This window comes from Leucobacter sp. OLIS6 (genome assembly GCF_002752355.1).
Classification (GTDB): domain Bacteria; phylum Actinomycetota; class Actinomycetes; order Actinomycetales; family Microbacteriaceae; genus Leucobacter.
In genome coordinates this window covers 573,356-588,293 of the sequence record NZ_MRAV01000014.1, presented here as the reverse complement: position 1 = coordinate 588,293, position 14,938 = coordinate 573,356, and the positions used below count along the sequence as shown (strand labels likewise).

Sequence of the window (14,938 nt, the reverse complement as noted above, 5' to 3'; positions counted from 1 at the left end):
GGTCGGAATAGGCCCCGGCCGAGCCCGGTTGTGGCTCACGACCCCAACACTCGGTGAAAGGACGGAACATGACTCGTGTGACAGTGATCGGCGGCAGCGGATACGCGGGCTCCCACATCGTGGAGGCCGCGGCGGTGCGCGGGCTCGAAGTGACGAGCGTGACCCGCAAGGAGGCCCCGAACCAGATCGCGAACGTGCGCTACACGACCGGTTCCATCACCGACCCGGCCGACCGCGCGCGCGTGCTCGCCGAGTCCGACGTGGTCGTCGTCGCGGCGTCGCCGCGCGGGGACATGGTCGATGCGCTGCGTCCCGCCATCGCCGAGTTCGCCGCCGAAGCGGACACCGCGGGCGTACGGTTCGGCGTGGTCGGCGGAGCGGGATCCCTGCTGGTCCGCGAGGACGGCCCGATGGCGGCCGAGACGCCCGAGTTCGGCGACGAGTACCGGCCGGAGGCGCTCACCATGGCCGGCGTGCTCGACGATCTGCGGGGGACCCCCGAGAGCCTCGACTGGTTCGTCATCTCTCCTCCCGGCGACTTCGGCCCCTGGATCGCCGGCGAGTTCCGCGGCGAGTACCGTGTGGGCGGCGACCTCCCCGTCGTCGCTGCCGACGGCAGCTCGACCATCGGCGGTGCCGACTTCGGCGTGGCCGTGGTCGACGAGATCGAGCAGCCGGCGCACCGCCGGGCCCGGTTCACCGTCGCCTACTGAGTCCCTCCGCCTGTTCCGGCGTCGGGCGTGCCCGTGACTCCCGGGCACGCCCTACGCTGGAACGGTGCATCTCGAACCCGAACTGATCGACCGGCTCGCCGCCGACCTCGCCGCCGCCGACTACCGCGTCCCCGCGGTGCGGGAACGCCTCGGCGCCGCCGCCGATGACGCGCGGCAGCGCGGGGTGTTCGCGGCCGCGACCGCCGTGCTCGACGCGGCCGAAGCCGAGGCGGGCGCTGACCCGCTCGGTACGCTGATCCGGCTGCTGCTGCTCGGCGAACCGCTGCGGCCCGAGCGGATCGACGCCGCGCTGCCCGAGCTCGGCGCCGCGGGCGCATGCGCGCTCGGCGTGCTCGCCCCGAGCGGGGACGGTCTCTCCATCGCCCTGTCGCTGAGCCCGGTGCTCGCGAGCGACGCGATCGCCGACGACCCGCAGCATTGGTGGATCCTCTCCGACCTCGACGACCAGCTGCGACGCGGTCCCGCCCGCAGCGATCACGTCATGGGCGTCGGGGGAGCGACGCGCTCCCTCATTTCGCAGGCCCCCGCCCAGCCGGTCGAACGGTCGCTCGACCTCGGCACGGGATGCGGCATCGTGGCGCTGCACCTGGCGCTCCGCGGCCCGGTCGTCGCCACCGACATCTCGGAGCGGGCGCTCGCGCTGGCGCGCGCGAACGCGCGGCTCAACGGCCTCGCCGACTGGATCGAGTTCCGGCAGGGCGACCTGTTCGCCCCGGTCGCGGGGGATCGCTTCGACCTGATCCTGTCGAACCCGCCTTTCGTCATCACGCCGAGGGAACCGGGCGCGGCCGTCTACGAGTACCGCGACGGCGGACGCACGGGCGACGAACTGGCCGCGGACGTCGTGCGCGCGGCGCCCGAGCACCTGCGGACCGGGGGCACCGCGCTGTGCCTCGCCAACTGGGAGTCGCCGTGGGGTGAGAACGGCCTCGAACGGGTGCGCGGCTGGATCGAGGACGCTGCGGATCGCCTGGGCGACGAGTCACTCGCCGCCTGGGTGATCGAGCGGGATCGTGTGCTCCCGGTGCAGTACGCCGAGACCTGGGCACGCGATGGCGGCGCCCGGCCCGGCGACCCCGCGTTCGACGCGCTCGTCGCCTCGTGGCTGCGCGACTTCGCCGCCCGGCGCGTCGTGTCCATCGGCCTGGGCGCGATCCGGATCCGTCGGCTCGCCGCGGCCCCGGCCGCCGGAGGGCCGCTGATCCACCTGGAGCAGGCCACCGGCGCCTTCGCGCCGGAGCGGCTCGGAACGCTACTCGAATCGGCCTTCGACGCCGGGATCGCCGCAGCGGCGAAGACCGGCGCTGACGCGCTCGACGCCCACTGGCTGCTCGACCCGGCGGTGGTCGAGGAGCGCGAGCACGTGCCCGGACAGGAGGCCCCGAGCTCGATCGTGCTGCGCACCGATCGGCCGATCGCGCGCCGGGTCGCCGCGGATCCGCTGCTGGCCGCCGCGGTGGGCGCCTGCGACGGCGACCTCACCCTCGGGCAGATCGCGGACGCGCTCGCGACCCTGCTCGAGGTCGATGCCTCGGCAGCCCGGGAAGCGCTGATCGCCGGTGCCCGGGAGCTCGCGTGGTTCGGGATGCTGCAGCCGATAGACTGAGCGCAATATGATGCGCACGATCGACCTCCGCGGCCGCGAGCTGAGCCGCGCCGAGCTGCTGCAATTGGTCCCCAGGGCCGCCGTCGACACCGGCATCGCCGTCGAGCGAGTCCGCCCGCTCGTCGACGCGGTCCGAGATCGTGGCGAGGCCGCGCTGCGCGAGCAGGCGCGCGATTTCGACGGGGTCGAGGGGCATGTGCTCCGGGTGCCCGAGGCCGAGATCGCGGCATCGCTCGAGAGCTGCCCGCCCGAGATCGAGCGGGCGCTCCGCCTGCTGGCCGAGCGGCTGCGCGTCGCTTCGGCCGCGCAGGTGCCCGAGGCGCGCACCACGCGCTTCGGCGACGGCGCAGTCATCCGGCAGCGCTGGCAGCCGGTGTCGCGGGTGGGGCTCTACGCCCCCGGCGGCAAGGCCGCATACCCGTCCTCGGTGCTCATGAACGCCGTCTCGGCCCAGGCCGCCGGGGTGCCGAGCCTCGCGCTCGCCTCGCCCGCGCAGCGCGAGCACGGGGGAAGCGTGCACCCCGCGGGGCTCTGGGCCGCGGCGATCGTGGGCGTCACCGAGGTCTACGCCATCGGCGGCGCCGGCGCCATCGCGGCCTTCGCCCACGGGGTGCCGAGCATCGGGCTCGAGCCGGTCGACGTGGTCACCGGACCGGGCAACGTCTTCGTGGCCGCCGCCAAGCGCGTGGTCAACGGACTCGTCGGCATCGATTCCGAGGCCGGAACGACCGAGATCCTCGTGATCGCCGACCGCACCGCCGAGCCCGGTTTCGTCGCCGCGGACCTGATCAGCCAGGCCGAGCACGACGAGGCGGCGGCTTCGGTTCTCGTGACCGACTCGCCCGAACTCGCGGAGCGCGTCGGGGCCGAGGTCGAGCGCCGCGCCGTGCGCACCCGGCACACGGAGCGCGTGCGCCAGGCGCTCGGCGGTCCGCAGTCCGCCGTGATCCTGGTGAACGACCTCGCTACGGCTGCGCGCGTGAGCGATGCGTACGGTCCCGAGCACCTCGAAGTGCAGACCGCCGACCCCGAAGCACTGCTCGGTTCCCTGTCCAACGCGGGCGCCATCTTCCTGGGCGGACACACCCCCGTGAGCCTCGGCGACTACCTCGCGGGCTCGAACCACGTGCTGCCCACCGGCGGCACCGCCCGCTTCGCGGCCGGGCTCGGCGCGCACACCTTCCTGCGCCCGCAGCAGGTCATCTCCTACGAGCGCGACGCGCTGTCCGAGGTGCACGAGCCGCTGCTCGCCATCGCCGGCGCCGAGGGGCTGCCCGCGCATGGCGAGGCGGTCACCGCCCGCTTCGAATCCGAGACCGAGGGGACCGTCTGATGCACTGCCCGTTCTGCCGCCACCCCGATTCCCGGGTGATCGACTCCCGCACCTCCGACGACGGCCTGTCGATCCGCCGTCGGCGCCAGTGCCCGGAGTGCGGCCGTCGATTCAGCACCACCGAGACCGCGAGCCTCACCGTGATCAAGCGCTCCGGCGTGGTCGAGCCGTTCAGCCGCGAGAAGGTCATGAGCGGCGTCCGCAAGGCCTGCCAGGGGCGCCCGGTCACGGAGGCCGACCTCGCGATCCTCGCCCAGCGCGTCGAGGAATCGGTCCGCTCCGCGGGCATCGCGCAGTTCGAGGCCAACGAGATCGGCCTCGCGATCCTGCCCCACCTCCGCGAGCTCGACGAGGTGGCGTACCTGCGCTTCGCGAGCGTCTACCAGGCCTTCGAATCGCTCTCCGACTTCGATTCGGCGATCGCCGAACTGCGAGCGCACCCGCGCACGGGATCGATGCCGAGCGTCGACGAACCCGCTTCGATCCAGAACCCCCAGGAGTAGCCGCACCATGCGTCTGTACCCCCAGCTCTTCAACACGCTGCTGCGCCGCATGGATCCCGAGCAGGCCCATCACCTGGCCTTCGGCGTCATCAAGGGAGCTCCGGCGGCCGGTGCGGCGCTGCGAGCCCTCTGCGCGCCCGATCCCTCGCTGCGCGTCCGTGCGCTCGGCCTCGACTTTCCGAGTCCCTTCGGGCTCGCCGCGGGCTTCGACAAGAACGCCGAGGGCATCCTCGGCCTCGGCGCCTTCGGCTTCGGCCACGTCGAGGTCGGCACGCTGACCCGGCACGCGCAGCCCGGCAACCCGAAGCCGCGCATGCATCGCCTGGTCGACGACCGCGGGCTCATCAACCGCATGGGTTTCAACAACGGGGGATCCGCGGCCGCGGTCGCCCGCATCGAGCGCGCGCGACTGTCGCGGCACCGCCCGATCATCGGCGTGAACATCGGCAAGAGCCGGGTCACCGAGGTCGATGACGCGGTGCAGGACTACGTGTGGAGCGCGCAGCGCCTCGCGCCCGTCGCCGACTACCTCGCCGTCAACGTGAGCTCACCGAACACGCCCGGACTGCGTGGACTGCAGGAACTCTCCATGCTCCGGCCGCTGCTCGCCGAGGTGCGCGATGCGGCCCAGGGCACGCCGCTCCTCGTGAAGATCGCCCCCGATCTCGACGACCCGCAGATCGACGGCATCGTCGATCTGGTGGGGGAGCTGGGCCTCGACGGCATCATCGCCACCAACACCACCATCTCGCGCGAGGGGCTCACCGCCCCCGCCTCCGAGGTCGAGGCGATGGGCGCGGGCGGCCTGTCGGGTGCGCCGCTCAAGCAGCGCTCGCTGGAGGTGCTGCATCGGATCCGCGAGGCGGCACCGCCCGAGCTCTGCGTCGTCTCGGTCGGCGGGGTTACCACCGCCGCCGACGTGCGCGAGCGGCTGGACGCCGGTGCGACGCTCGTGCAGGGCTTCACCGCCTACATCTACGAAGGACCGTTCTGGGCCCGCGATATCAACCGGGGGCTCGCCGCCTCCGGTTGGCGGCAGAACTCATAAGGGCGCACAGAAAAAGGGAGCGGAGGCGATGCCTCCGCTCCCTTTCTGGTCGTCCCGATCAGTTCGGGTACTGACGGCGCTTGACCTGCGGCTTCGGCATCCGCAGGAAGCGCATCTGGAACGCGCGCATGGCGGCGTACCAGCGGAAGCCCTTCTGGACGTTCTCCTTGCCGAACTTCGCCGCGAGCTTGCCGTTCAGGCGCACCCCGAGGAGCACCGAGTCGAGCACCGCGAGCGCGACGAAGCCCCAGACGATGAAGACGCTGTAGACGCCGGCCATGCCGGGCAGGAACGTTCCGAGCAGCATGAGGAGCATGAGGGGGATGAGGATCTCGCCCATGCTGAAACGCGCGTCGACGAAGTCGCGCACGTAGCGGCGCTGCGGGCCGCGGTCCCGGGCGGTGAGGTACCGCTCCTCGCCGTTCATCATGCCCAGGCGCGCACGGTCGCGATCCGCCATCTGGCGCTGCCGCGCGGCCTTCATCGAGGCCTTGTCCCGGCTGCCGACGAGCGGCTGGGCGTTCGCGGCCTGCGCGGCCTTGCGGCTCGGCGTGGGGCGCCCCTTGCCGACGACCGGTTCCGTCGCTCCGCTCTCAACGCTCGGCTTCGACGAATCTTCGGTCCGCTTCGGTGCCACGCCCGACTCCTTGACTGCTTCTGGGCGCCGCGTCGATCGCGACGCCGCCCTCGTGGGCCCGACGATTGTGCGGGCCGTCCTCCAGGATACCCGGTGCGCATGTGAGCGACGCGCGCGGGCGTAGACTTGATTCAGACATGTTCATCGCGAGCAAGGAGTCGGTGTGAGCACTGATACCCAGACCCCCGAGGTCGAGGCCCCGGCGCACGGAGTCAAGCTGTCCGAGACGGCACAGGACAAGGTCCGCAGCCTGCTCTCGCAGGAGGGTCGTGACGACCTCCGCCTGCGCATCGCAGTGCAGCCCGGAGGCTGCTCCGGGCTGATCTACCAGCTCTACTTCGACGAGCGCGTGCTTGACAACGACGCCATCGTCGACTTCTCCGGCGTCGAGGTGATCGTCGACCAGATGAGCAAGCCCTACCTGGACGGCTCGACCATCGAGTTCGAGGACACGATCCAGAAGCAGGGCTTCACCATCGACAACCCCAATGCCCAGGGCAGCTGCGCCTGCGGCGACAGCTTCAGCTGAACCGAAGATCCTGCGACGCACCGGCGCGTGTCCTGGGCGCTTGCCGGATCGCGCTAAGCTGTCAGGGAGTCATCAGTTTCGCCTGCCCGCCGGGTGGCGAACATCACGTTTCGAAAGGTATGCGGTGCGTTCCAATCGTCGAATGAAATGGGTCGCGACCCCACTCGCGCTGGCTGCAGCGCTGGTGCTCGCAGGCTGCACCTCCGAGCAGCAGCGGGGCTTCCTCCCCGCTGGCTCCGAAGGCGCGACGAACCATACGGACGGCATCACCAGCCTCTGGGTCAACTCCTGGATCGTGCTGCTCGCCGTCGGTGTGATCACCTGGGGTCTGATCATCTGGGCGGCGATCGCATACCGCCGCCGCAAGGGCCAGACCGGCATGCCGGTGCAGCTGCGCTACAACATGCCCATCGAGACCTTCTTCACGATCGTCCCGGTCATCCTGGTCATCGGCTTCTTCGCCTTCACCGCGCAGGAGCAGTCCAAGATCGAGGCACGGGATCCCAACCCCGAGAACGTCGTCGAGGTCTTCGGCAAGCGCTGGGCCTGGGACTTCAACTACGTGAAGGACGACGTCCACTTCCAGGGCGTTCAGGTCCAGACCGACAAGAAGGGCTCGGCCAAGCCCGAGACCATGCCGGTGCTCTACCTGCCCGTCAACAAGACGACCGAGATCCGTCTCGAGTCGCGCGACGTCATCCACTCGTTCTGGGTCGTGGACTTCCTCTACAAGAAGGACATGATCCCGGGCAAGACCAACTACATGACCTTCACGCCCACCAAGACGGGCACCTTCATGGGCAAGTGCGCCGAGCTCTGCGGCGAGTACCACTCGATGATGCTGTTCGAGGTCAAGGTCGTGAACCAGGACGAGTACGACGCATACGTCAAGTCGCTGCGCGAGCAGGGCAAGACGGGTCTGGTCGGCAACGATCAGAACCCGAACCAGGATCTGTTCGCCGCTCCGGCCGCCGCCGGTGAAAAGCACGAGGGATAAGGCACATGAAGAAGGGCAACGTATTCGTCACGTGGATCACGTCCACGGACCACAAGGTGATCGGATACATGTATCTGATCAGCTCCTTCGTGTGGTTCCTGATCGGCGGCCTCATGGCCCTCGTGATCCGCGCCCAGCTGTTCGCTCCCGGCCTCGAGATCGTCGCCACCAAGGAGCAGTACAACCAGCTGTTCACCATGCACGGCACGATCATGCTGCTCATGTTCGCGACGCCGCTGTTCGCCGGCTTCGCCAACGTGATCATGCCCCTGCAGATCGGTGCCCCTGACGTCGCCTTCCCGCGACTGAACGCATTCGCCTTCTGGCTCTACACCTTCGGCTCGCTCATGGCGGTCGGCGGCTTCCTCACCCCGCAGGGCGCGGCCTCCTTCGGCTGGTTCGCGTACTCGCCCCTCTCCGGCATGACCTTCTCGCCGGGCGTGGGCGGCAACCTCTGGGTGCTCGGCCTCGGCGTGAGCGGCTTCGGCACGATCATGGGCGGCGTGAACTTCATCACCACGATCATCACCATGCGCGCACCGGGCATGACCATGTGGCGCATGTCCGTGTTCACCTGGAACACGCTCATCACCTCGATCCTGGTGCTCCTCGTCTTCCCCGTGCTCGCCGCGGCGTTCTTCGGCCTCGCAGCCGACCGCATCTTCGGCGCGCACATCTACGACGGCCAGGGCGGCGCCATTCTCTGGCAGCACCTCTTCTGGTTCTTCGGACACCCCGAGGTCTACATCATCGCGCTGCCGTTCTTCGGCATCGTCTCCGAGATCTTCCCGGTGTTCAGCCGCAAGCCGATCTTCGGCTACAAGACCCTGATCTACGCGACCATCTCGATCGCGGCCCTGTCGATGACCGTGTGGGCGCACCACATGTACGTCACCGGTTCGGTGCTCCTGCCGTTCTTCGCCCTGATGACCATGCTCATCGCGGTTCCGACCGGCGTGAAGATCTTCAACTGGCTCGGCACCATGTGGCGCGGCTCGATCACCTTCGAGACCCCGATGCTCTGGTCGATCGGCTTCCTCGTGACCTTCGTCTTCGGCGGTCTCACGGGTGTCATCCTCGCCTCGCCGGCGCTCGACTTCCACCTGTCCGACACCTACTTCGTGGTGGCGCACTTCCACTACGTCGTGTTCGGCACCGTCGTGTTCGCGATGTTCGCGGGCTTCTACTTCTGGTGGCCGAAGTGGACCGGCAAGATGCTCAACGAGCGTCTCGGCAAGATCCACTTCTGGGTGCTCTTCATCGGCTTCCACACGACCTTCCTCATCCAGCACTGGCTGGGCGTCATGGCCATGCCGCGTCGCTACTACACCTACCTCCCCGAGGACGGTGTCACCTGGATGAACCAGCTCTCGACCGTGGGCGCGATGATCCTCGGCGCATCGATGATCCCGTTCCTCCTGAACGTGTACATCACCTCGCGCCGCGCACCGAAGGTGACCGTGAACGACCCATGGGGCTTCGGCCGCTCGCTCGAGTGGGCGACCTCCTGCCCGCCGCCGCGTCACAACTTCACCTCGATCCCGCGCATCCGCACCGAGTCGCCCGCGTTCGATCTCAACCACCCCGAGGTCAGCGGCATCCAGCAGGTCGGCCAGGAGAGCGAGCAGCACGAGCTCGCCCCCAAGAAGTGACGACTGAGAGGCAACGAACGACATGAAGTCCAACATCGTCATCTTCTGGATCCTGACCGCGTACCTGGTGCTCCTGGCAGCCGTCTACACCGTCTGGAACCTCATCGACCACGGCGGCGTCGAGTGGGTCGGATCCACCGCGATCCTGCTCTCGGGCGGCCTCACCGGCTTCATCGCCTTCTACCTGCAGCTCACGCGCAGCAAGCAGGGCGGCGAGCTGATCGAGGACCTCGAGGACTCGGACATCGACGACGGCGACCCCGAGCTGGGCGAGTTCAGCCCGTGGAGCTGGTGGCCCATCGTCCTCGCCTTCGGCGCGTCGCTGGTCGTCCTCGGCCTGTGCATCGGATTCGAGTTCTGGCTCGCGTTCCTCGCAGCACCGATCGTGCTCGTGGGCGTGGTCGGCTGGGTCTACGAGTACTACCGCGGCAACTTCGCCCGCTAAGGAACTCGCGTGGGAATCACGATTCGACGGGGCCAGATCGAAGACGCTGCGGCGCTCTTCGATCTGGCTCGCCAGTATCAGACCGGCCGTGAGCCGATCGGCCGCGACGAGTTCCTCGTCGGTCTCGACAACGTGCTCCGGCGCCGCGACCACGAGACCAACGTGCTCTTCGTCGCCGAGCTCGACGAGAAGGTCGTCGGCTACTCGCTGACGACCGTCTCCCGGTTGCTGCACGCACCTGGCCTGACGGCCCACCTGCAGGAGATCGTCGTCGATTCGAACTCTCGGGGGCACGGCATCGGCGATCGCCTGATGCAGGCCAACGAGCACTACTGCATGGGGCGCGGCGTGCGTCAGCTGTCCGCGTCGACCGCTCGCATCGGTTCGTTCTACAACCACCGAGGGTTCGAAGCGGTCGGGGAGCACTACCGGAAGATCCTTGACCTCGGATAGCCAGTTTTCTGCTCCCGCCCGTCCCCGGCGTCGTCCGGGCGAGAACCGGGAGCGCCTGATCGAGGCCGGACTCATCGAGTTCGGCCTCTTCGGCTATCACGGAGCTTCGACCGCGGGCATCGCCGCCCGGGCCGAAGTCCCACAGCCGCACGTCTACGCGAGTTTCCCGTCCAAGGGTGCCCTGTTCCTCGCGGTCGTGCGTCGGGTCGCTGAGCGGCTTGCTGAGCCGACCGCGGAGCGGGCCGCAGGGCGGCTGGCGGCGCGTGCTGCGGAACCGATCGCAGAGCGGACCGCGGAGCACGCTGTTGGGCGTCTCGCAGAGCCGAACGTGTCTGGAGCCGGCCCGGAAAACCCTGCCGGTACCCGCGGCGGTCTTCCCGCACGCGTACCTGCTGAGCCTGCTGCCGAGGCTCCCGCCGCCGCTGCCGATACGCCTGCCGCCGCTGCCACTGCCGACGCCCCTGCCGCCGTCGGCTCCGTTGTTCGCGCGCATGGTGCGAGTGGGCGCTCGACCGAGAGCGATGGTGCTGATGCGGCTCGGGTGCTGTTGCAGGCGATCGCGCTGACCGCAGACGCGCAGCTGGGGCCGGAACTCCGTGTCGAGCTCTCGACGCTGCGCACTCGTATCGGCGCGTCCGCGTTCGACCGGCTGGTACTGCGTGGCGCAGAGCTGTTGCTGGCCCGACCGGAGGCCTAGCCGGTCGCTGACTGCCGGGGCGCGGCCGCCACGGGTGCGCGGCCACCTCTCCGCGAGCAGAGCTTCTCACCGCGTAGGACCGGGTTCTGGGCGAGCAGCGGCGCTAGACCCGGCCGCTCATCCTGCAGCTCGGCGGAGCGTCCTCACGTCCAGGAGATTGGTGTTCAGAAGGAGACGGACGACGAAGTTCGTCAGTCTGAACACGAATCTCCTTCCGGCGGGTGAGCCTGAACGGACCCTCTGAGCTCGAGGTCGACGTTGGGACGCATGGTGACAGGGGAGCGGGCCCGGAACTCTGGAATCACCTGCTTCGGCGACGTGCTGCGGCCGTCGCATCACGCACCCGCCTGCACCGAGTGGCGGCACTTGCGTCGAATGCCGCGCTCATAAGTGCGTTTTGGCGCCACTCGGCATCAACGGCAGTGCGCCGTGAGCGGGAAGAAGGCGCGGAGCGGAGCTGCCAGACAGGGTTCGGATGCAGCCGCAAGAAGGGGACGCGCCGTGTGCGCGGAGCCTGTGCGAGCGGGTTTCACGAGGGGAGTGATTGTTCCCTTGTCGCAACATCTTCTCTTGCGAGATTCTCTGCTCCGAGGTCCTCGCGGTGAGCACTTCTGCACCGAAACCCGCCCGCCCGAGGCCTCCCTGACGGATCAGCCCGACGGGTCAGCTGGACGAGGACCGATGCGCTCGGAGCACGCAAAAACGGGTGGACCTCCGCAGGAACGAATCCTGCGGAGGCCCACCCGTTGTTCAGCCTGAGAGTCAGTGACCCTCGTGGTGGCCCTGCTCGATCTCACCCTTGGTCGGGGGAACGATGCGGTCCTCGAAGAACCAGCGGCTGACGCCGGCGCGCAGACGACGCGAGAAGGGAATCTTGCCCTCGTCGTTCGGGCGCAGCATGAGCGGTGCGTAGTCGTGGTAGCTGACGAGCTTCCAGGACTCGTAGTCGCTGAGCGGCTTGTGCACCTCGATGAACTCGCCACCGGGCATGCGAACGATGCGTCCCGACTCGTATCCGTGCAGAGCGATCGAGCGATCCTTCTTCTGCAGGCCGAGGCAGATGCGCTTCGTGACCTGGTAGGCGACGATCGGGCCGAGGATCAGGAGAGCCTGCAGCGCGTGGATCACACCCTCCATGGAGAGCTGGAAGTGCGTGGCCATGAGGTCCGAGCTCGCCCCCGCCCACATCACGGCGTAGAAGGTCACGCCGGCGGCGCCGATCGCGGTACGCGTGGGAGCGTTGCGGGGGCGGTCCAGGATGTGGTGCTCGCGCTTGTCGCCCGTGACCCACGCCTCGATGAAGGGGTAGATCATGACGAGCACGATGAACAGGCCGATGATGATCAGCGGCAGGAGCATGTTGAACGACCAGGTGTAGCCGAACCACTCCGCCTCGAGCCCCGGCGGGACCAGACGCAGCATGCCGTCCGCGAAGCCGATGTACCAGTCGGGCTGGGTACCGGCGGACACGGGGGATGGGTCGTACGGCCCGTAGTTCCAGATCGGGTTGATTCCGACGAACGATGCGATGAGCACGATGACGCCGAACACGATGAAGAAGAAGCCGCCGGCCTTGGCCGCGTACACGGGGAGGACGGGGAAGCCGACCACGTTCTGCTGGGTCTTGCCCGGACCCGCGTACTGCGTGTGCTTGTGGATGACCACGAACGCGAGGTGCAGGGCGACGAACAGGATCACGAGTGCGGGGAGCACCATGATGTGCAGCATGTAGAGGCGTCCGACGATCGCGGTGCCCGGGAACTCTCCGCCGAAGAAGAAGAAGGAGAGGTAGGTGCCGATGACCGGGATGGCCTTGATGATGCCGTCGATGATGCGGAGGCCGTTGCCCGAGAGCACGTCGTCGGGGAGCGAGTAGCCGGTGAAGCCCTCGGCCATCGCGAGGATGAAGAGGACGAAACCGATCACCCAGTTGAGCTCGCGCGGCTTGCGGAACGCACCGGTGAAGAAGATGCGCAGCATGTGCAGGCCGATGGAGGCGACGAACAGCAGCGCGGCCCAGTGGTGGACGTGGCGCATGAGCAGGCCGCCGCGCACCGAGAAGGAGATGTCGAGCGTCGACGCCATGGCGGCGGACATCTCGAGGCCCTTCATGGGCACGTAGGGACCGGTGTAGTGGGTCTCGACCATCGACGCCTGGAAGAACAGGGTCAGGAAGGTACCCGACAGCAGGATGACGACGAAGCTGTAGAGCGCGACCTCACCGAGCAGGAACGACCAGTGGTCGGGGAACACCTTGCGGCCGAACTCCTTGACGGCGACACCGATCTTGGTGCGCTCGTCGATGTAGTTCGCCGCGGCGGCGGTGAATCGGCTCGATCCGCTCGCGGTCGAGGTGGTGGTGGCGGTGCTGCTCACTTGAGACGCTCCCAGAAGCTCGGGCCGACGGGTTCATGGAAATCGCTCTGCGCGACGAGGTAGCCCTCTTCGTCCACCGTGATGGGGAGCTGGGGAAGGGGACGCTTCGCCGGGCCGAAGATGACCTTGGCGTGCTCGGACACATCGAACTGCGACTGGTGGCAGGGGCAGAGCAGGTGGTGGGTGCGCTGCTCGTAGAGCGCCACCGGGCAGCCGACGTGGGTGCAGACCTTCGAGTACGCGACGATTCCGTTGTACGACCAGGTCTTGCGCTCGGGGAGCTCCTTGAGGTCCGCCGGATCGAGACGCATGAGCAGGACGATGGCCTTGGCCTTCTCGTCGAGCACGTGCTCGGCCTCGTGCAGGTTCTCGGGGATCACGTGGAAGGCCGAGCCGATGGTGACGTCGGAAGCCTTGATCGGAACGCCGGAGGGATCGCGAGCGAGACGGATTCCCTTGTCCCACATGGTGTGCTTCAGCAGCTCCACCGGATCCTTGTCCTGCGGAGCGAGGCCGCGGAGCAGGGTGATGCCGGGGAGCGGGAACGCGACCAGGGCGCCGATGAGGCTGTTGCGCACGAGCGAACGGCGCGAGAAGCCCGATTCCTTGTCGGCGAGCTCGAACACCTCGGCCGAGGCCTCGCGCGTCGCGGTGTCGCTGGCGACCGGGTGGCGCTCGTCGATCGACTCGTGGTCGGCCATGAGGGCCTTGCCCCAGTGGACCGCGCCGATGCCGACGGCGAGCAGCGCGAGCGCCATGCCCAGACCCACGAAGAGGGTGTTCAGGCGGATCGCCATGAGATCCCCGGTCTCGATGGGGAAGAACATGTAGGCGAGGACCGAGCCGAGGCTGCCCGCGATCGACAGGTAGAAGAGGGTGAAGACGATGCGCTCGGCTCGCTTCTCCTTCTTCGGATCGGTGTCGGTGACACGCTTCCGGTGCGCAGGAAGGCCCGGGTTCTGAACGGCGTCGTCGGAGACGACGGCGGTACCGACCGCGACGTCCCCTGCTGCGCCGTGGCTGCGGGCTGCGACAGCGGCGCTATCGCTGCCGCTGTTCATCGCTTCCTCTGCCATGTTGCTCCTTGATTCGTGATGTTTCACTGCTGATCCGCGTCCGTCGTCAGTTCGACTTCGCGGTGACCCAAACGGTGAAGGCGATGACGATGCCGAGGCCGATCACCCAGATGAAGAGGCCCTCGGCCACGGGGCCGATCGAACCGAGCGTGATACCGCCGACGGCGGGCTTGTTCTCGATGTACTTCAGGTAGGTGATGATGTCGGCCTTCTCCTGGGGGGAGATGTTCGCATCGTTGAAGACGGGCATGTTCTGCGGGCCGGTGATCATGGCCTCGTAGATGTGCGAGGGTGCGACGCCGGTCAGCTTCGGCGCGAACTTGCCCTGGGTGAGCGCACCGCCGGCCGCGGCCACGTTGTGGCACATGGCGCAGTTGATGCGGAAGATCTCGCCGCCCTTGGCCGCGTCGCCGTCGGCCTGGAGGTACTTCGAGTCGGGGATCGAGGGCCCGGGAGCCAGCGACGCAACGTACGCGGCGAGCTCGAGGGTCTGCTCCTCGGTGAACTGCTTCGGCTTGACCATGCCCTGCGGGCCCTGGAAGGCGAGGGGCATACGGCCCGTGCCGACCTGGAAGTGCACGGCGGCGGCGCCCACACCCACGAGGGTGGGGCCGTCCTTGGTGCCCTGTGCGTTCATGCCGTGGCAGGTGGCGCAGTTGGCGCCGAACAGCTTCTGACCGGCCTCGATGGTCGAGGGAGCCTTCATATCGACCTCGGCGGTCGCGGAGGTCTGGCTGAACCCGGCGTACGCGCCGCCGGTCACGAGCAGACCGATGGCGACGAGGGCCACGGTCGCGAGCGGGTGCCGACGGCCGGACTTGCGGAGGTGCTTCTTGGCGCGAGCCATGTGAC

General features: G+C 68.4%; 15 protein-coding genes. 11 read left to right on the top strand and 4 right to left on the bottom strand.

Annotation, left to right across the window (positions count from 1 at the left end; translation table 11 throughout):
- Positions 1-68 precede the first annotated feature (68 nt).
- From BMH31_RS12935 to BMH31_RS12915, 5 genes are all read left to right on the top strand, one after another.
- A complete protein-coding gene (locus BMH31_RS12935) occupies positions 69-713 on the top strand; it encodes an NAD(P)H-binding protein (RefSeq protein ID WP_099724886.1) in 645 nt (214 codons plus the stop codon).
- 64 nt (positions 714-777) lie between these two features.
- Positions 778-2,340 (top strand): methyltransferase, encoded by a 1,563-nt coding sequence (locus tag BMH31_RS12930; RefSeq protein ID WP_099724887.1) that lies wholly within the window; start codon positions 778-780, stop codon positions 2,338-2,340.
- A gap of 10 nt (positions 2,341-2,350) precedes the next feature.
- The gene (hisD, locus tag BMH31_RS12925) at positions 2,351-3,673 is read left to right on the top strand and encodes a histidinol dehydrogenase (RefSeq protein ID WP_099725308.1); all 1,323 of its coding nucleotides are present in this window, start codon (positions 2,351-2,353) and stop codon (positions 3,671-3,673) included.
- Positions 3,673-4,176 carry a transcriptional regulator NrdR gene (gene nrdR / locus BMH31_RS12920; RefSeq protein ID WP_099724888.1) on the top strand — a complete coding sequence of 168 codons (504 nt, stop codon included), beginning with the start codon at positions 3,673-3,675 and terminating at the stop codon, positions 4,174-4,176. Before hisD ends, nrdR begins: the two co-directional genes overlap by 1 nt.
- Positions 4,177-4,183: 7 nt before the next feature.
- Complete coding sequence (locus BMH31_RS12915; RefSeq protein WP_241898280.1) at positions 4,184-5,224, top strand: quinone-dependent dihydroorotate dehydrogenase; 1,041 nt, start codon at positions 4,184-4,186, stop codon at positions 5,222-5,224.
- A gap of 58 nt (positions 5,225-5,282) precedes the next feature.
- Here BMH31_RS12915 and BMH31_RS12910 read toward each other — a convergent pair whose 3' ends face one another.
- Entirely contained in the window at positions 5,283-5,861 is a 579-nt protein-coding gene (locus BMH31_RS12910; protein WP_046456351.1) for a DUF3043 domain-containing protein, read from the bottom strand.
- 163 nt (positions 5,862-6,024) lie between these two features.
- Between BMH31_RS12910 and BMH31_RS12905 the strand changes: the two genes are divergently transcribed.
- The 6 genes from BMH31_RS12905 (at position 6,025) to BMH31_RS12880 (ending at position 10,634) form a co-directional block, all read left to right on the top strand.
- Complete coding sequence (locus BMH31_RS12905; RefSeq protein ID WP_099724889.1) at positions 6,025-6,390, top strand: iron-sulfur cluster assembly accessory protein; 366 nt, start codon at positions 6,025-6,027, stop codon at positions 6,388-6,390.
- A 142-nt stretch (positions 6,391-6,532) separates the two neighbouring features.
- Entirely contained in the window at positions 6,533-7,387 is an 855-nt protein-coding gene (gene coxB / locus BMH31_RS12900) for a cytochrome c oxidase subunit II (protein WP_084821180.1), read from the top strand.
- Positions 7,388-7,392: 5 nt separating this feature from the next.
- The gene (gene ctaD / locus BMH31_RS12895; protein ID WP_046456348.1) at positions 7,393-9,039 is read left to right on the top strand and encodes a cytochrome c oxidase subunit I; all 1,647 of its coding nucleotides are present in this window, start codon (positions 7,393-7,395) and stop codon (positions 9,037-9,039) included.
- A 22-nt stretch (positions 9,040-9,061) separates the two neighbouring features.
- The gene (locus BMH31_RS12890; RefSeq protein ID WP_046456347.1) at positions 9,062-9,484 is read left to right on the top strand and encodes a cytochrome c oxidase subunit 4; all 423 of its coding nucleotides are present in this window, start codon (positions 9,062-9,064) and stop codon (positions 9,482-9,484) included.
- A 9-nt stretch (positions 9,485-9,493) separates the two neighbouring features.
- Positions 9,494-9,937 (top strand): GNAT family N-acetyltransferase, encoded by a 444-nt coding sequence (locus tag BMH31_RS12885; protein ID WP_046456346.1) that lies wholly within the window; start codon positions 9,494-9,496, stop codon positions 9,935-9,937.
- Positions 9,924-10,634 (top strand): TetR/AcrR family transcriptional regulator, encoded by a 711-nt coding sequence (locus tag BMH31_RS12880; RefSeq protein WP_199068483.1) that lies wholly within the window; start codon positions 9,924-9,926, stop codon positions 10,632-10,634. The genes BMH31_RS12885 and BMH31_RS12880 overlap by 14 nt, the downstream gene beginning before the upstream one ends.
- Positions 10,635-11,396: 762 nt before the next feature.
- Here BMH31_RS12880 and BMH31_RS12875 read toward each other — a convergent pair.
- Genes BMH31_RS12875 through BMH31_RS12865 form a run of 3 tightly spaced genes read right to left on the bottom strand, consistent with a single transcriptional unit; the run spans position 11,397 to position 14,933 of the window.
- Positions 11,397-13,010 (bottom strand): cytochrome bc complex cytochrome b subunit, encoded by a 1,614-nt coding sequence (locus BMH31_RS12875; protein ID WP_099724890.1) that lies wholly within the window; start codon positions 13,008-13,010, stop codon positions 11,397-11,399.
- On the bottom strand, positions 13,007-14,086 hold the full coding sequence (locus BMH31_RS12870; protein WP_099724891.1) for a Rieske 2Fe-2S domain-containing protein: 1,080 nt from the start codon (positions 14,084-14,086) through the stop codon (positions 13,007-13,009). The genes BMH31_RS12875 and BMH31_RS12870 overlap by 4 nt, the downstream gene beginning before the upstream one ends.
- A 46-nt stretch (positions 14,087-14,132) precedes the next feature.
- Positions 14,133-14,933, bottom strand: a complete 801-nt coding sequence (locus BMH31_RS12865) for a cytochrome c (RefSeq protein ID WP_046456343.1) — start codon at positions 14,931-14,933, stop codon at positions 14,133-14,135.
- Positions 14,934-14,938 lie beyond the last annotated feature (5 nt).